A 16,945-nucleotide genomic window follows, 5' to 3' on the forward strand; every position below is an offset into this window, starting at 1 on the left:
AAGTTTTTTATATTAAACAAGCAGTAATCAAACAGTTTGAGGGGTTATATGGGAATTAGACAACTTTGGCAAGGAATGCAAACCTTGAATAATAAAAAACTTTTTTGCTTTCTTTTTTCTATTATTTTTGCTTTATTGCTTACCTTGTTTTTTTCTGATGCAAGTTTCACGAAAATTCAAAATTATGTGTTATTTCTGTTATTTTTTTCCATTAGCTTATGGGTAACCGAGGCGATCCCGCCTTTTTCCGTCAGTATTTTGATTGTGGGATTCCTTGTACTGATAATGGGAAAAAGTGAGGCTTATGATGCAATGAAATATTTGCAAACTTGGTCAGATAGCGTGATTTGGTTGTTTTTAGGAGGATTTTTTCTTGCTGAAGCAATGAAGAAAACAAAACTTGATTTAATGCTGCTAAAAGCTGTGCTACCAAGATTTGGCACAAATCCTTGCAATGTGCTGTGGGGATTGATGCTTGCTACTGCCGTAATGTCGATGGTAATGAGTAACACCGCCACCACGGCAATGATGATCGCCACCATCAGCCCGTTATTCTCTCGTTTATCGGAGCGAGGGCATTTGTCTAAAGCTTTGTTATTAGGTATTCCCGCTGCGGCTTCCGTAGGCGGTATGGGAACAATTATTGGCTCGGCACCTAATGCCATTGCGGTGGGCGCATTAGAAAAATTGGGCTATCCCATTTCATTTTTGGAGTGGATAATGGTGGGGGCACCTTTAGCATTTTTATTGCTTTTTATTTTCTGGCGAGTGCTAATTTATAAATACAAATTAAAACATCAAGCCCCTTTGCGTTTTGATTTTTTAACCCAAGATGAAACAGAAGTTACCCGCCAAGAAAAATTACACAAAACCATTGTGCTCATTATTTTAGCGATCACCTTATTTTGTTGGCTGACCTCCAAATGGATTGGTATTCCTGTTGCCGCAGCTTCGGGGATTCCTATTGTGGCTTTAACAATGACAGGCGTGCTAGAAGCAAAAGATGTCCGCCGCTTACCTTGGGATACCTTAATGCTGGTTGCAGGCGGTTTGGCGTTAGGGCTTGCGATTGAAGAGCAGCAAATTGCAACGCATTTTGTGGAGAAAATTAGCCATATTCAAGTAAGCTTTGTGTTATTGCTTATCTTATTTGGCTTTATCACGGTGTTATTATCGAATTTTATGAGTAACACCGCCGCCACAACCATTCTCATACCAATGGGCGTATCTTTGCTTGCAATGGTAGGCGGAGGAAATTCCAATCCAACGATTTTGCCGTTAGTCATTGGGTTAAGTGCTTCTTGTGCGTTATTTTTACCCGTTTCCACACCACCAAATGCCATTGCTTTTAGTACAGGCTTGATCAAACAATCTGAATTTCGTTTAGGCGGGGTCATTATTGGGCTGCTTGGGCCAGCATTAACGATTGTGTGGATAATGTTGTTATCCGCTGTTCATTTAGTTTAGCGAAGAATTAGACAGCAAAGGTCGGGACTTTTTTCTAGAGAAAAATGACAAAAAAACACCGCACTTAAGTGCGGTGATTTTTTCTCAACTTTTTAGTTTTTATTGAGCTAGTTCAGCACGCAATTTCTTCGTTACATCAACCATTACTTCTAATTGTTGTAAGGTTTCTGTCCAGCCGCGGGTTTTTAAGCCACAGTCTGGGTTTACCCATAAACGCTCTTTTGGTACCACTTTCAAGGCTTTGCGTAGCAGATGTTCAATTTCCTCTGGTTTTGGTACGCGTGGGCTGTGAATGTCGTACACGCCTGGGCCAATATCATTTGGATATTTGAAATCGGCGAATGCGTTTAACAATTCCATATCCGAACGTGAAGTTTCAATGGTGATCACGTCCGCATCCAGTGCCGCGATGGCTGGCAAGATGTCGTTAAATTCGGAATAACACATATGGGTGTGAATTTGTGTATCATCTTGCACACCCATTGAGCTTAAACGGAACGCTTCGCCTGCCCATTGGAGATACGCGTCCCAGTCTGCACGTTTAAGCGGTAAGCCTTCGCGGATCGCTGGTTCGTCAATTTGAATGACTTTGATACCCGCTTTTTCCAAGTCTAACACTTCATCAGACAATGCTACGCCGATTTGCTTACATACGGTCGCACGCGGAATATCGTTACGCACGAAAGACCATTGTAAAATCGTAACAGGACCAGTGAGCATTCCTTTCATCACTTTGTTGGTGAGGCTTTGGGCGTATTGCGACCAGCGTACTGTCATTGGCTCAGGGCGTACTACATCGCCGTAAATAATTGGTGGCTTCACGCAACGTGAACCGTAGCTTTGCACCCAGCCGAATTTGGTGAAGGCAAAACCATCTAATAATTCCCCGAAGTATTCCACCATATCGTTACGTTCCGCTTCGCCGTGAACGAGGACATCAAGGTCGAGTTTTTCTTGCTCACGCACCACCAACTCGATTTCTTTTTTCATCGCCGCTTCGTAATCTTCAAGGCTTAGTGTACCTTTTTTGAATTGGGCACGAGCTTGACGAATTTCGCTGGTTTGCGGGAATGAGCCGATATTTGTGGTTGGTAATAACGGTAAATTTAACCACGCATTTTGTTTGGCGATACGCTCAGCAAATGGCGATTTGCGTTGATCCGCACCTTCTGGTAAGTTAGCTAAACGTGCTGCCACCTCAGGGCGATGAATTTCTTTGCTGTTGGCACGCGAATCAGCCGCTGCCTGGCTTGCATCAAGCTCCGCTTGCACGGCAGCACGCCCTTGTTCAAGTGCGGTTTTAATGACGGACAATTCTTGCACTTTTTGAAGCGTGAACGCCAACCAGTTGTAAAGCTCAGGTTTGTTCTCTTTCAGTTGCCCTTCCACAGAAAGATCATAAGGGGTATGCAATAAAGAGCAACTTGGTGCAATCCATAAACGCTCGCCCAATTTGGCTTTTAACGGCTCAAGCACATCTAGCACTTGATTGAGGTTGGCACGCCATACGTTACGCCCGTCAATCACACCAGCGGAAAGCACCTTGTCATAATTAGCAAAGGCAGCCAGTTGCTCAGGCGCACACACTAAATCAATGTGCAAACCGTCCACAGGTAAGGCTTTGAGCAATTCCGCGTGCTGTGCCACCGAGCCAAAATAAGTCGCGAGTAATAATTTTGCGTTTACTTTTTCGCTTAATGTGGCATACACCGCTTTGTAAGCCTCAACCCACTCAGGGGCTAAATCCACCGCTAAAGCAGGTTCATCAATTTGAATCCACTCCACGCCCTCAGCTGCCAACGCGTTTAAGATTTCCACATAAACAGGCACGAGTTTGTTTAATAAATCAAAACGGTTAAAGGCTTCGCCTTTTTCTTTCCCTAAATGTAAGAATGTTAATGGCCCAACAATGGTTGGTTTAACATTCAAACCAAGGGCTTTTGCTTCGCGAATTTGTTGCACATAATGGGCTGGATTGGCTTTAAATTCGGTATTTTTGTGAAATTCTGGCACAAGGTAGTGATAGTTTGTGTCGAACCATTTTGTCATCTCAATGGCAAATTGATCTTTATTCCCACGCGCCAGTTGGAAATATTGCTCAAGGGTTAAGCTCTGGCTGTCGAAACCAAAACGTGCAGGAATTGCCCCAGTTGCCACTTGCAGATCTAAAATATGATCGTAGAAGGTGAAGTCAGCCACTGCGACATAATCCGCCTTCGCCGCCGCTTGGTGCTTCCAGTTGATCTCACGCAATGCTTTTGCGATGTCTAATAAATCTTGTTCTGCAATGTCCCCACGCCAATAACGCTCTTGAGCAAATTTAAGCTCACGTTTTGCACCAACGCGAGGAAAACCTAAAACGTGAAATGTTGTCATAATCAAACTCCTGTCTTTGTGATTTAATCAAATAGACGTCTAAACGTCTTTCTTGTCATTTATAATGCCCAAAGCGGTTGTATTATGCAATATCATAATTTTCACGTTTTCTATGAATTTAATTAATATTAAAAGAGTGAAAAAACACTCTCAAAAATGACCGCACTTTTTATTCGCTAAAACTGAAAGTGCGGTCGTTTTATTGTATAATTTTCATCATTTTGATTATCTGTATTAATTTTTCTAATGAAACCTATATTTTTAGAGCTTAGACATCTTAAAACCCTGTTGGCATTAAAGGAAACGGGCAGTGTTTCGTTGGCAGCGAAGCGGATTTATTTAACCCAGTCAGCCCTTTCTCATCAAATTAAATTGTTGGAAGATCAATATGGCTTGCCTTTATTTGAACGTAAAAGCCAGCCCCTGCGTTTTACTTCGGCGGGGGAACGGTTAATTAAGTTGGCAAATGATATTTTGCCGAAAGTGGTGGAGGCGGAGCGAGATTTGGCGCGCGTTAAGCAAGGTGAGGCGGGTGAGTTGCGTATTGCGGTGGAATGCCACACTTGTTTTGATTGGTTGATGCCTGCAATGGATAGCTTTCGCCAAAATTGGCCGTTGGTGGAGCTGGATATTGTATCAGGCTTTCATACAGACACGGTGGGGCTGTTGCTGAGCCATCGTGCGGATTGGGCGGTGGTTTCGGAAATTGAAGAAACCGCAGGCATTGTGCATAAGCCGTTGTTTTCTTATGAAATGGTGGGCTTGTGTGCCAAAGATCACCCTTTAGCGAATAAAGACATTTGGCAAGCGGAAGATTTTATCGATCAAACCTTAATTACCTATCCTGTGCCTGATGATATGTTGGATTTGCTGAAAAAAGTGTTAAATCCGAAAGGCATTAATCCTACACGTCGCACCAGTGAATTAACCATTGCGATTATTCAGTTAGTGGCGAGCAAGCGCGGGATTGCAGCGTTGCCATTTTGGGCGGCCAAACCTTATTTGGATCGCGGTTATATTGTGGCGAAAAAAATTACCAATCAAGGGTTGTATAGCAATCTTTATGCGGCATTTCGTGAAATGGATGCAGAAGTCGCGTTTGTTGATGATTTTTATCAAACCGTAAAAGCACAAAGTTTTTCTACCTTACCGGGGTTATCTGTTTTAGATGAGTAGTAGTAACCAACCAGCACAACATAACAGCCCAATTTGGGCGGCAGCCAAGGCGGCATTTCCTTATTCTTTGCCAATGGTGATCGGCTTTCTTTTTCTTGGCGTGGCTTACGGCCTTTATATGAAAGCCCTAGGTTTTGGCGCGTGGTATCCCTTTTTTATGGCGGCATTAATTTACGCAGGATCAGTAGAATTTATTGTCGCAGGGGCATTAGTGATGGCTTTTGCACCCTTACATATTTTCTTGCTGACCTTAATGGTGAGCTTACGCCAGCTCTTTTATAGCCTTTCAATGCTGGAAAAATACCATTCAAAATTGGGCAAAAAACGCTGGTATTTGATCAGCACGCTGGTAGATGAAAGTTTCTCGCTCAATTATATGGCAAAAATTCCACCGCACTTAGACAAAGGTTGGTATATGCTTTTTGTCAGCCTATATTTGCATTGCTATTGGGTGATTGGCGCGGTGCTAGGTAATCTCTTTGGTGATGTGATTCCGTTCGATCTAAAAGGTATTGAATTTGCGATGACGGCACTTTTTTTAGTGATTTTTGCAGAAAATTGGATGAAAGAAAAATCCCACGAAAGCTCCTTGTTAGGCTTAGGGATAGCCTTGCTTTGTTTAGTGGTGGTGGGAAAACATCACTTTTTAATTCCAACCCTGATTGGTATTTTAGTGGCACTCACCCTTTGGCGACTAAAATTAGCCAGCAAATTAGAAAAGGTGGATTAAATGACATTAACTGAACAGATTATCACCATCGGTATTGCCATCTTAGCGGTGCAACTTTGTCGTGTTTTGCCCTTTGTGATCTTTCCCGCTCATCGCCCTGTTCCGCCTTATATTCGCTATTTAGGCAAAGTGTTGCCGGGGGCAATGTTTGGAATGTTAGTGGTGTATTGCTACAAAAATGTTGATTTCGCTACGGGTAATCACGGATTACCTGATTTTATTGCAGGTGCGGTGGTGCTAGGGCTACATTTTTGGAAACGGAATATGTTTTTGTCAATGATCGCGGGAACAGGGTTGTATATGGTGTTGGTGGAGATTATTTTTGTGTGATAGGGAGCTGTTTTCGTTTATATTTCTAGTTGTTTTGCTTGATTGGTGAATGGTTTTTTCTTTGGGAAATTTAACGGGGTTCGCTGTTGGCGACTTACTTTTGCATTCTCAACCTCGTAGGAGCGAACCTATGTGTTCGCCCGTTTAGCGTCTGTTTTGCTCAGGTAATTTATATAAGTCTGAAAATTGAAGCATTAAAGTGCGGTCGTTTTTTGATTGTGAGGGATTGGGCGTTGGTATGGCGGGCTGAAGTATGCTGTGTAAATGGAATGCCCCGCCACAGATAATGGCGGGGGAGAGGTGGGGTTAGAAATTTACTTTTAAGCCTAGCACCGCATTTCTTCCTGCTTGTGGGGCGAGGAATTTGAGTGGGGAGGTGTTTGATCTTGCCTCGCGGTTAGTGAGGTTGTTGATGTTAAAGTAAATTTCCACTTCGTTTTGCTTCCACGGGTAAACATAGCTAACCCCGACATCAACGAGGGTGAATGATGGGTTGATTAGCTTTTCATCGACTTCATTGCTGACGTGTTTTTGGGCTTTGTAATGAATGGCTGAGAAGAACGCTCGCCAGTTTTGATATTCCACGCTGAGATCGCCGCCAAAGCGGGAAGAGGGGAGATTTGGCAAGTAGTTGCCTAAGCCCGTTAAGCGGTGCGGAAGTTTTTGTTGGATATGATCGTAAAAGACGTGCCAATTCCACGTTCCCCACTGTTGGGTATCCAATTTATAACTTAGATCTACTTCCCAGCCAGTTAAGGTGAGCGGTGTTTGTCGCCATTGTTTCGCCATTAAGCCATTACGCACAATACTGGTGTAGCCTAAGTAGGTGAAGTGATTGAATTGGTTTCGATACCAGCTTACGGAGGCGTTCACGCCACCTTGCTCGATGCCTGCGGAGAGTTCCCACGCTTTATTTTTTTCTTTTTGCAAGCGTGCATCGCCCTGTTCTTCAATGAGGAGAGCATAATGATTATTGTTGGCATACAGCTCATTCATTTCTAAGGCTCGTTCAGCCCAAGTGCGTTGCAGTTTGAGGTAGCTGTTTTTCGTTGGGTTAAATTGCAAGGCGAAATGGGTATTTTGCAGGGCGAATGTGCGATCTTTGGCATAATATGCCCCGACACTCTGAGAGCGACTATTATGTAAATCACCCAGTTTGTAGCTGACTTTGCCGATACGATGCCCAAATTCCAACATAAAAGGAGCGAGGTCAAGGGTTTCAATGGCAAATAAGCTGTAGGCTTTGCGTTTCAAATCAGGGAGATAGCTATCTTGTCCTTTGGCTTTCACGGTTTGATAAGAGAAATCTGTGCCAATCGTACCGACAAAACGTTCAAACAGCGGTGTGTGGCTGAGGGAAAGGCGATAGGCATAGTTGTGGGATAAAAAACCGTTAGAAACGGTACTGTTGAGTAATTCTTGATCTTTAGAATGTTGATAATTCACTTGAAAATCAAGGCTATCAATGCCTTTGAGGGGGAAACCCCAATGGGTGTCCCAGCTTAAACGATGGGTTTGATTTTTCACTGTTACGGGGGCGTAGCCTTCATCGGTTTGGCTAGCTAAATAGGCAAATCCTGGAACACCGTAATTCGTATTAAAGTAATGCCAAGATAGTCCTGTGTAACCAAAATCCCCTACATAGCTTGTGCCTAAGGTGAATGTTTTTGTTTCAGAATGGCTGTTAGGAATTTTACCTTTTGGATAAGAGCGGTATTCTTTTAGCTCACCGAATTCTTCCATATAGTAAGGGCTGTTTGGCACATATAGTGGATTGGGGGGATTTACCCCCATAAAACCACGGTTATTGGTGTATTTATCGCCCTCTGATAAACCTAAGCTCTTGTCTTGATAATTATCTAAATAGTACTGGCTAATATATTTAAAGTAGGCAGGGTTAATAACGTCATTTAGAACAGGAATAACCACTTGGCACTGACGCTGTAAATCTGTGCGGGATTGCAAATAGCTTTTATCATAACAGACCGCTGCTTTACTATTGTGCGGTACTTTTATTGAGGAAATTTTGCTAATTGATGCATCAATATGCCCTGCCCAATGGCTTCCATCGTTTACATTTAATTTAAATGATCCTTGATCCGCCGCATTGAACCCTTTATTGAGGTTTACTTGTCCACTTATTTTATTTTGCAAAATTTGTTTCGGAATGGCTTCATCTAGCACATTGATTGCCCCGCCAATGCTTCTCCCGCCATAAAGAATGGTTGCCCCGCCTTTGCTGATCTCAATATCTTCCGCATTTAACGGGTTGATTGAGGTGGCTAAATTACCACTAATGACAGCCAAATCATTGATAGGCATATTATTTTCTAAAATCGCTACCCGCTGGCTAGACAAGCCTCGCACGATAGGGCGAGAGGAATTTGGTCCAAAGGCACTACTTTGCACGCCAGAAGTTTTATCTACCACTGAACCTAGTGTTGTGGAGTGGTTATTTTTAAGCTGAGTTGGGTTTATCCGCTGTTGAGTATTGAGATAATGATCGGGGGCGGCATTGACGGGGGCTTTTGCTTCCACTTGAATGATGTCTAACTGCTGATAATCGAGAGTGTTTTGCTCTGCATTTGTATAAAATGAAATTAAGACTGCTATGCTACTAATGGAAAATTTTCTTAAATCAAAATGTTGCATTATTGGAAACCTTATTTTTTATTGAAAAATAAGTATCGTATGCTAACATAAAAACTCAGAAAGTAAACGAGTAAGTTCATAGATCTAAATATTTTTATGAAATAAAACTCTAGCTTAGTAAGTGGCTCGTATCTATGTTTAGAAAATGAGGTGCGAAGCTCTATGATAAGGGCGATATAGTTAAACTTCTTCACTTTCTTATGGCATTACTTCACCTTGCTGTATTCTTTGTGCAGTCATCGGATCAAAGTCTTGTATGAAAGTAAAATCAATTTATCTATAATAGGGCAGGAAGAAAATGATCAAAATTGAGTTAGAAAATTCGAAAGGAGAAAAAATGAAGCGATTAATGTTGCCTCTACTTGGTTTCGGGGCATTATTTACCTTAGCGGGCTGTGCGGAAAGCTCGTCTAAAACAGAAAATGTTCCTCAAGTTGTGATTGAAAATCAAGGGTTTACCCAACATTATAAAGGAAAAATTGTGGGCTACGATTTCAAATCGTATCATTTTAAAGCTAATGCTGGGCAAGTGGTTACGCTTACCTTAAAAACTACAGGCGATGCGGAGGCTTTTCTTTTTGACCGCGAAGGTTATATTTATGGTGAGCCTTATGTACTCCCCCTCAGTGGCGATCACGAAGTGCGAGTTGCACAACCGCGTAATTCCGCAAGAAAGGGAAAAAGTGCGAGCTATGAGTTAGAGATTAAGGTGGAATAATCGGGCGTTTTTATTGCCATTGTTAGGTGTCAAAAGCGAGTTGCGTGACTTATAGCTAAACGCTTTCACTTTTCCTGTAACGTGATTCTGCCTCGCCGTACTGCTTGTACTGCATTCGGATCAAAACTTTGTATGAAACGGAAATCAATTTAGCTATAAGTATAGTCGTTTGATTTCAAAATAATACGGCGTTACATCGCCTTGCCGTACTATCTGTACTATCTACGGCCCGTTGCCTTGTCTTATTTTGAACTTAAACGACTATATTAGCCTGCTGTCCAGCCGGTGGTTGATCACTTATATGTGCAAACATAAAGAGGGGAGGTGTTTGACCTCCCTATTTTCTGTATCTAAAAAAACAGCCAAAATCTGACCGCACTTTACGCGTTGTTATTCTTCATTTGGAAAAAGAAATGGATTAAGTCCGCTACGGGAGAAGCCTTTTTCTTCCATTTCAATGTCTAGGTAGATTGAAGCGAGGTCATCTGCGGCAGATTCTACATACGGATCTTTGTCTTGGTAAAGTATTTTTAGGTAGCTATGGCAATCGCCGCAGCTTTCTGCTTTGACGGCAGCAAATTCGCTGTCGATTGACCAATAATCCAATTTGCCTGTTTGATGGCAATGAGAACATTTGCTACGGACTAAATTCCATTCACTTTCGCATAAGGAGCAGTGCAAATAACGTAATCCTTGTTCTGAACCGAAATGTACTAAGCTAGCTGTGGGCGGAGCGTTGCAAACTGGACAAAGGTGTAAATCTTCACTGCTTTCCATTTTACTATTTTGGGGGAGTTGCTGAGCAAGTTGAACCCAGTAGAGAGAGAGTGCAGCCCATAAAAAGAGAGCTTTGTCGCTACCAACTTCGGAAAATTGTTGAGTAAGCAATTTATCCGCGAGTTGTTCTAATTCTGCGTCTGCAGCTTTAGTGAGATTTTCAATGGTGGCCTCAACATTTTCGTTCCCTTTCTGCTTCATTTTGTGCAGTAGGCTACGCAGCAGATCCCGCCATTGCGGATCGCGTTGCCATTTTTCGAAGGCTAACGGCACGCTGGTTTCGGTGTTGATTTCAATTTTTTGCGTAACGGGTTGCTCATTGAGGAGTTCAAGCTGGCAATCGGCAATGTTTGCAACAAAGTTGAGATAATCTGCCATTGGATGTTCTTGAGCAAGCGTGCGTAGTCGTTCAGCACGGCGTTGATAAAGATTTTTGGGATTTGAAAAAAGAAGAACGGGGTGATGAAACGAGCTTGCCAGTTGGACAATGTCATCTTTGGGAAGAATTTTTATACTCATAATCGTTTTACCAATAAGAAAAGTGCGGTGTAAATTTTGTTAGAAAGTGATAACAAAAAAACACCGCACTTTTATCATAATTATTTAGCCGGCTTTTCTTTCGCTTTTTCTGCGGCTTCTTTTTCGAGTTCAGGTAGAATGTCTTCACGGAACCAGCGAGGGTGATGTTTTTTCGCCCAGCGTACCGTTACCCAACCTTCAACCATTCCACGAATAGAACCTTTCACCCAGAATGCCATATACATATGTACCATAATACCGGTAAAGAGCATAAAGGCACTGGCAGAGTGAAGTAAAATTGCAATGCGAATGACAGGAATCGGGAAATTATGGGAGAAGTATTGTCGCCACATAATAATTCCTGTCGCTAATAGGGTAACCATTGCAAGGATTAAGGTCCAGAATAGCATTTTTTGCCCTAAATTATATTTTCCGTTGTCTGATACGGCGTGTTCATTGCCTTTCAAGACTTCTTTAATATTTTTGAGCCACACCCAGTCATTTTTTTCAGGAATGTTGTAAGGCCAGTAAATCAAGCAAAGGTTGATAAAGGCAATAAACATTATTATCCCGGTGAATGGGTGGATAAAACGGGCAATTCTTGGGTTACCTAAGATTTCCGTTAGCCAAGCAAAATCAGGGAAGAAGAATGCAAGCCCTGATAAGCCTGTGGTGAAGAAACAGATTACCAGTAACCAGTGACTTAAACGCACAGGCAATTTGTGGCGAACAACTCGTTGATCGTTGTTGATCTTAACTTTACTCATTTTCGCCTCCTTTATGTGCTTGTTCGTCTTCTGGCACGACATCTTCGTGTTCTTCAAGATCTTCCGTATTTGGTCCTACTGCAAGGTAGTGTGCAATTTCAGAAAGTACTAAGCCTCCCATTGCTACCGCAGCAACTGGTTTTAATACGTCTTTCCACAAGGTGATGGTGGTATCAATATGCGGATCTTTCGGCAAACCAGAATAAAGTTCAGGTTTATCGGCGTGATGCAACACATACATAACGTGTGTACCACCCACACCTTCTGGATCATAAAGCCCAGCATTTTCATAACCGCGGGATTTCAAATCAGCAATACGGGTTTCTGCATAATGTTTCATTTCTTCTTTCGTACCGAAATGAATTGCCCCAGTTGGACAGGTTTTCACGCAAGCTGGCTCTTGTCCAACATTGACGCGATCAACGCAGAGCGTACATTTGTACACGCGATTATCTTCAGGGTTCATTCGTGGAATGTTGAATGGACAACCTGCGATACAATAACCACAGCCGATACATTTATCTGATTGGAAATCCACAATCCCATTCGCATACTGAATAATCGCACCCGGTGAAGGGCAAGACTTTAAGCAGCCTGGTTCACTACAGTGCATACAGCCATCTTTACGGATTAGCCATTCCAAACGGTCATTTTCTTCAACTTCGTTGAATTTCATCACCGTCCAAGCTTTAGCATTAAGATCAATTGGATTGTCGTAAGAACCCACGCATTTTTCAGGCTCTGCACGAATATCATTCCACTCTGAACACGCCACTTGACAAGCTTTACAACCGATACAAGTGGTTACATCAATCAGTTTTGCCACTTCAAGCTGGTGATCCCGTGCGTGTGGTGGTGGCGTGAGCGAAGAGGTCGCAGAGGCTTTAATAATATTTTGTGATTGAACTGTACCCATATTATCCCTCCACTTTCTCAATATTTACGAGCATACATTTCGATTCAGGGGTTTGCGTATTTGCATCACCTGCACGGATAGTGAGGTTATTGGCAAAGAAACCTTGCTTGCCAATGCCACCAAATCCCCAGTGGATTGGAATCCCTACAGTGTGAATCGCTTTTCCGTCAGAAACCAGTGGGCGGATACGTTTGGTTACCACGGCTACTGCTTTGATGTATCCGCGTTTAGAGGTTACTTTGATATAATCCCCATTGCTAATGCCTTTTTCTTGTGCCAAGGCTTCGCTGATTTCCACGAATTGTTCTGGCTGTGTAATTACATTGAGTAGAACATTTTTTGTCCAGTAGTGGAAATGCTCAGTTAAGCGGTAAGTTGTACCTACATAAGGGAATTCTTCTGAACTACCAATATCCGGTTTATCACTTTCCAAGATACGAGCCACAGGGCTAGAAACCACATTTGGATGTAGTGGGTTAGTTCCAATCGGAGTTTCAATTGGTTCATAATGTTCAGGGAACGGACCATCAGCCATACGTTCACGCACGAATAAGCCACTTACCCCTTCAGGTTGCATAATAAATGGTAAGGTTGGACTATTTGGCGGAGCTGTTCCAAAGTCAGCTACATCTACATAGTTCCAGTTTTTGCCATTCCATTTAATCAACTGGCGTTTTGGATTCCACGGCTTACCGGATAAGTCTGCACTTGCACGGTTATAGATAATACGGCGGTTCATCGGCCACGCGAAACCCCAACCGAGGGTATTACCTAAGTTAGATGGATCGGCGTTATCGCGATTCGCCATTTGGTTACCTTTTGGCGTCCATTGCCCTGTGTAAATCCAGCAAGCTCCAGAGGTGCTACCATCAGCACGCATTTGTGCGAAACTTGAAAGTAGCTCACCTTTTTTCAAGAGCACATTGCCGTTGGCATCAAGGAGATCTTGTAAGGCATAGCCATTCATTTCTTTTGCCACTTCTTCTGCTTTTGGCTCGAGCGGATTGTCATAATTCCAGCTCATTGCTTCAAGGCTCTCTTGAGCTTTACCGCCTTCTTTGTGATAAAGATCAATAAGTGCGGCACGTAATTCAGACAAAATTTCACCATCCGTTTTGGCTTCGAAAGGAGGCTCTGAGGCTTTCCAGTGCCATTGTAGCCAGCGTCCAGAATTTGCAATTGAACCATCTTCTTCAGCAAAACAAGTGGTAGGCAAGCGGAATACTTCAGTTTGGATTTCTTCTGTTTTCACATCATTATATTCGCCGTAATTTTTCCAGAACTCTGAGGTATCTGTCATTAACGGATCCATAATGACCAAATATTTTAATTTGCTCAGTGCTTTGATGATTTTCCCTGAGTTTGCGAAAGAGGCAACAGGGTTCATTCCTTGACAGAAATAGCCATTTACGCGACCGTGATACATTTCATCAATGTAACGGAATTGATCCATACCGCCTTTTGGCAATTTTGGTAAATAATGATAGCCAAACTCGTTGTCTTTGGTGGCTTTGTCGCCAAAGAAAGTTTTGAGCATACTCACCATAAATTTCGGCGTATTTTGCCAATAGTTCACTTGATCTTTCAGCATTGTTTTTGGCGTGATACGGTTTAGGAAACTTTCTAAGCTGGTATCCGCCTCTGTTGGCAATGGGATATAAGCAGGGAGCATATGCGGGAATAAACCTAAATCGGTGATTCCTTGCACATTTGAGTGTCCACGCAACGCATTTACACCGCCGCCAGAAACGCCAATATTACCGAGTAATAATTGGATCATCGCCATTGTACGAATGTTTTGCGCACCTACGGTGTGTTGTGTCCAACCTAAAGCATATAAGAAGGTTGCGGCTTTATCTGGTGCAGACGTTTTGGCAATTTCTTCGCAGAATTGTAAGAAACTTTTTTGTGGTGTACCTGTGATACGTTCTACCATTTCAGGGGTATAACGTGAAACGTGATCTTTTAATAGATTAATCACGCAACGCGGGTGTTGTAAAGTCAGATCGCGAATTGGCTGACCTTCCGCATCAAATTGATAACGCCAAGTTGAACGATCATATTTGCGTGTTTCAGGATCATAACCTGAGAACAAACCGTCTTCAAACTTGAAGTTCTCATCAACGAGGAATGCCGCATTGGTATAATGTCTAACGTATTCGTGTTGGATTTTATCGTTTTCTAATAAATAACGAATAACGCCAGATAAAAAGGCAATATCTGTCCCAGAACGTAATGGCATATAAATATCTGCAACTGAAGCTGTACGGTTAAAGCGTGGATCAACCACCATTAACTTCGCACCATTTTGTTTTTTCGCTTCAATCGCCCAACGGAACCCAACAGGGTGAGCTTCCGCAGCGTTACCGCCCATAACGATCACTAAATCGGCATTTTTAATATCAACCCAGTGGTTGGTCATCGCACCGCGACCAAATGATGGAGCAAGACTTGCTACCGTTGGTCCGTGTCAGATACTCGCTTGGTTGTCGGTATAAATAATTCCGAGTGAACGAACAAATTTTTGCGTTAAAATCCCCGTTTCATTACTACAAGCTGAACCCGCTAAGAATCCTGTTGTCATCCAACGATTAACAGGCGTTCCGTTTTCATTTTCTAAAATGAAGTTCGCATCGCGGTCGGCTTTCATATGCTTGGCAATTCGCTCAATGGCTTCTTCCCAAGAAATACGTTTCCATTCATTTGAGCCAGCTTCACGCACTTCAGGATATTTCACACGGCGAGGGCTGTTTACATAATCCAATGCTCCTGCTCCTTTTGGACAAAGTGCACCACGGCTTACTGGATGATCGGGATCGCCTTCAATATGATAAAGTTTACCTTTGCTATTCATTGCGCCATCACCTAAGCTGTAGAGCAACATACCACAGCCTACGGCACAATAGGTGCAGGTATTACGGGTTTCTTTACCGCGTAATAATTTGTATTCGCGAGGAGCAGCGAAAGCCGTTGCAGGGGCAAACCCCAACATTGCTGCCGATGTTCCCGCCATACCACCTGCACAGATCTTAAAGAATTTTCTTCTTGTGACCTGCATAAGAGATACTCCTTAACAACCAACAAAACTTCTTTTGTCGTAGTAGATTTTTCGTAGATATTCGTTTAGGGTAACCGAATGGCTCAAATCGTTTTTATTGAACATTGATTCAATTCGCAAATTTATTTTTTGTGCGAAGAAATGATTTGATTCAGTTAAAGTATAGTTTGTTACGAGATTGTATTACAATGCACACAACGTAATACTGCGGCTAGGATACGCTTTTTCTAGCTTAAAATCTATAAATAATCTTCATTAAAAAGGAAAAATGATTGAGTTGGCTCATAAAAGTACAGGTTAATTTTTTCAAGAAATTAACAAATAATAAACATTCTCAATACACATCACTTTGGCAAGAAAAAGAAGAAACCTTAGCGGTAGAAACCCCTGTTGCCTTAGTGTATAACGGTATTAGCCACACCGTAATGATGTGTTCCCCACAAGATTTGGAAGATTTTGCCCTTGGCTTTTCTTTAACCGAAGGCATTATCGAAAAGCCAGCGGATATTTATGGTATTGATGTGGAAGAAACCTGCAATGGCATTGCAGTACAGATAGAAATGGCTACTCGCTGTTTTGTTGCACTAAAAGAACGCCGCCGCACTTTAGCGGGAAGAACGGGTTGTGGCATTTGTGGTACAGAACAGCTTGATCAAATCCACAAAAACTTGCCTATTTTGCCCCGCACTTCTGTTTTGGATATTTCTCTTCTTGACGATTGCCTGAAAAAATTACATTCAGCCCAACAGCTTGGACAACAAACTGGCTCAACCCACGCTGCCGCATTTTTCGATTTGCACGGCAATTTGCTCGCCATTCGCGAAGATGTGGGTCGCCACGTCGCATTGGATAAATTGCTTGGTTGGTACGCCAAACAGTCTGCACCGCAAGGCTTCGTGCTAATTTCCAGCCGTGCGAGTTATGAAATGGTGCAAAAGGTGGTGAGCCAAGGGATTGAATGCCTTGTGGCAATTTCCGCAGCCACTGCCCTTGCGGTAAACCAAGCAAGGCAAAGTCAGCTCACCCTCATTGGCTTTGCCAGAGAGGGGCGAGCCACCGTATATAGCGGTAAAGAGCGGTTAGATTTTAACGCAAATTTTTCATCTCACACTTTTCTTTCCTCTAGGGCTTGACTTTAACCTAGCGTAAAGGTTTATGCTAGGCCCAATTTTTAATACAAAAGGAAAAAAGAATGAAAACTACTGTTTTAGCGTTAAGCGAATTATCCTGTCAGCATTGTGTGAAATCTGTGCAAAAAGTGTTAGAAGGCATTGCGGGCGTGCAACGAGCCGAAGTGAGCTTAGATAAAGCCATTATCGAGGGCGAGGTTGATCCGCAAGTGCTGATTAATGCCATTGTCGAGGCTGGTTATCAAGCACGCTTGGCTGATGAGGCAAAGTAACCCCACTACCCAAACTCACCACAGAATTTGAAACGCCTGATCCTGTGGTAGTGGGAA

13 protein-coding genes are annotated in these 16,945 nt (G+C 42.7%); 7 read left to right on the forward strand and 6 right to left on the reverse strand.

Features of this window, described 5'->3' with window-relative positions:
* The first annotated feature begins 48 nt into the window (after window positions 1–48).
* Entirely contained in the window at window positions 49–1,467 is a 1,419-nt protein-coding gene (locus tag HBL79_RS01790) for an SLC13 family permease (RefSeq protein WP_233570693.1), read from the forward strand.
* Window positions 1,468–1,566: 99 nt separating this feature from the next.
* Here the strand turns inward: HBL79_RS01790 and metE are convergent, their stop codons facing one another.
* Window positions 1,567–3,843: a 5-methyltetrahydropteroyltriglutamate--homocysteine S-methyltransferase gene (gene metE, locus HBL79_RS01795; protein ID WP_035688560.1), complete on the reverse strand. Its 2,277-nt coding sequence runs from the start codon at window positions 3,841–3,843 to the stop codon at window positions 1,567–1,569.
* 246 nt (window positions 3,844–4,089) lie between these two features.
* Here metE and HBL79_RS01800 point away from each other — a divergent pair, with 246 nt between their 5' ends.
* Genes HBL79_RS01800 through HBL79_RS01810 form a run of 3 tightly spaced genes read left to right on the forward strand, consistent with a single transcriptional unit; the run spans window position 4,090 to window position 6,079 of the window.
* Entirely contained in the window at window positions 4,090–5,019 is a 930-nt protein-coding gene (locus HBL79_RS01800) for a LysR family transcriptional regulator (protein ID WP_035688558.1), read from the forward strand.
* Window positions 5,012–5,749 carry an AzlC family ABC transporter permease gene (locus HBL79_RS01805; RefSeq protein ID WP_035688556.1) on the forward strand — a complete coding sequence of 246 codons (738 nt, stop codon included), beginning with the start codon at window positions 5,012–5,014 and terminating at the stop codon, window positions 5,747–5,749. The genes HBL79_RS01800 and HBL79_RS01805 overlap by 8 nt, the downstream gene beginning before the upstream one ends.
* The gene (locus HBL79_RS01810) at window positions 5,750–6,079 is read left to right on the forward strand and encodes a branched-chain amino acid transporter permease (RefSeq protein WP_017806796.1); all 330 of its coding nucleotides are present in this window, start codon (window positions 5,750–5,752) and stop codon (window positions 6,077–6,079) included.
* 306 nt (window positions 6,080–6,385) lie between these two features.
* Here the strand turns inward: HBL79_RS01810 and HBL79_RS01815 are convergent, their stop codons facing one another.
* Window positions 6,386–8,731 (reverse strand): TonB-dependent receptor, encoded by a 2,346-nt coding sequence (locus HBL79_RS01815; RefSeq protein ID WP_052716793.1) that lies wholly within the window; start codon window positions 8,729–8,731, stop codon window positions 6,386–6,388.
* A 337-nt stretch (window positions 8,732–9,068) separates the two neighbouring features.
* On the opposite strand from HBL79_RS01815, the gene HBL79_RS01820 reads away from it, so the two are divergent.
* Window positions 9,069–9,449: a hypothetical protein gene (locus HBL79_RS01820; RefSeq protein WP_130230734.1), complete on the forward strand. Its 381-nt coding sequence runs from the start codon at window positions 9,069–9,071 to the stop codon at window positions 9,447–9,449.
* A gap of 390 nt (window positions 9,450–9,839) precedes the next feature.
* On the opposite strand, the gene fdhE is transcribed toward HBL79_RS01820, so the two are convergent.
* The 4 genes from fdhE to fdnG all read right to left on the reverse strand — a co-directional run bounded on the left by fdhE (window position 9,840) and on the right by fdnG (window position 15,486).
* On the reverse strand, window positions 9,840–10,745 hold the full coding sequence (gene fdhE, locus HBL79_RS01825) for a formate dehydrogenase accessory protein FdhE (protein ID WP_046097336.1): 906 nt from the start codon (window positions 10,743–10,745) through the stop codon (window positions 9,840–9,842).
* A gap of 80 nt (window positions 10,746–10,825) precedes the next feature.
* Entirely contained in the window at window positions 10,826–11,512 is a 687-nt protein-coding gene (locus tag HBL79_RS01830) for a formate dehydrogenase subunit gamma (RefSeq protein ID WP_046097337.1), read from the reverse strand.
* Window positions 11,505–12,428 carry a formate dehydrogenase subunit beta gene (gene fdxH / locus HBL79_RS01835; protein ID WP_017806788.1) on the reverse strand — a complete coding sequence of 308 codons (924 nt, stop codon included), beginning with the start codon at window positions 12,426–12,428 and terminating at the stop codon, window positions 11,505–11,507. The genes HBL79_RS01830 and fdxH overlap by 8 nt, the downstream gene beginning before the upstream one ends.
* Before the next feature lies 1 nt (window position 12,429).
* A complete protein-coding gene (fdnG, locus tag HBL79_RS01840) occupies window positions 12,430–15,486 on the reverse strand; it encodes a formate dehydrogenase-N subunit alpha (RefSeq protein WP_147277874.1) in 3,057 nt (1,018 codons plus the stop codon).
* Window positions 15,487–15,758: 272 nt separating this feature from the next.
* Here fdnG and fdhD point away from each other — a divergent pair, with 272 nt between their 5' ends.
* Window positions 15,759–16,619 (forward strand): formate dehydrogenase accessory sulfurtransferase FdhD, encoded by an 861-nt coding sequence (gene fdhD / locus HBL79_RS01845; RefSeq protein WP_021724219.1) that lies wholly within the window; start codon window positions 15,759–15,761, stop codon window positions 16,617–16,619.
* A 59-nt stretch (window positions 16,620–16,678) separates the two neighbouring features.
* A complete protein-coding gene (locus tag HBL79_RS01850; protein WP_035688542.1) occupies window positions 16,679–16,888 on the forward strand; it encodes a cation transporter in 210 nt (69 codons plus the stop codon).
* The last annotated feature ends 57 nt before the right edge of the window (window positions 16,889–16,945 follow it).

The sequence above is a fragment of the Avibacterium paragallinarum genome (assembly GCF_011765605.1).
Lineage (GTDB): Bacteria > Pseudomonadota > Gammaproteobacteria > Enterobacterales > Pasteurellaceae > Avibacterium > Avibacterium paragallinarum.

What these genes read in the sequence shown, in the direction of transcription:
- HBL79_RS01790 (WP_233570693.1), top strand. Translation starts at nt 49, where the DNA reads ATGGGAATTAGACAACTTTGGCAAGGAATGCAAACCTTGAATAATAAA.
- metE (WP_035688560.1), bottom strand. Translation starts at nt 3,843, where the DNA reads ATGACAACATTTCACGTTTTAGGTTTTCCTCGCGTTGGTGCAAAACGT.
- HBL79_RS01800 (WP_035688558.1), top strand. Translation starts at nt 4,090, where the DNA reads ATGAAACCTATATTTTTAGAGCTTAGACATCTTAAAACCCTGTTGGCA.
- HBL79_RS01805 (WP_035688556.1), top strand. Translation starts at nt 5,012, where the DNA reads ATGAGTAGTAGTAACCAACCAGCACAACATAACAGCCCAATTTGGGCG.
- HBL79_RS01810 (WP_017806796.1), top strand. Translation starts at nt 5,750, where the DNA reads ATGACATTAACTGAACAGATTATCACCATCGGTATTGCCATCTTAGCG.
- HBL79_RS01815 (WP_052716793.1), bottom strand. Translation starts at nt 8,731, where the DNA reads ATGCAACATTTTGATTTAAGAAAATTTTCCATTAGTAGCATAGCAGTC.
- HBL79_RS01820 (WP_130230734.1), top strand. Translation starts at nt 9,069, where the DNA reads ATGAAGCGATTAATGTTGCCTCTACTTGGTTTCGGGGCATTATTTACC.
- fdhE (WP_046097336.1), bottom strand. Translation starts at nt 10,745, where the DNA reads ATGAGTATAAAAATTCTTCCCAAAGATGACATTGTCCAACTGGCAAGC.
- HBL79_RS01830 (WP_046097337.1), bottom strand. Translation starts at nt 11,512, where the DNA reads ATGAGTAAAGTTAAGATCAACAACGATCAACGAGTTGTTCGCCACAAA.
- fdxH (WP_017806788.1), bottom strand. Translation starts at nt 12,428, where the DNA reads ATGGGTACAGTTCAATCACAAAATATTATTAAAGCCTCTGCGACCTCT.
- HBL79_RS01850 (WP_035688542.1), top strand. Translation starts at nt 16,679, where the DNA reads ATGAAAACTACTGTTTTAGCGTTAAGCGAATTATCCTGTCAGCATTGT.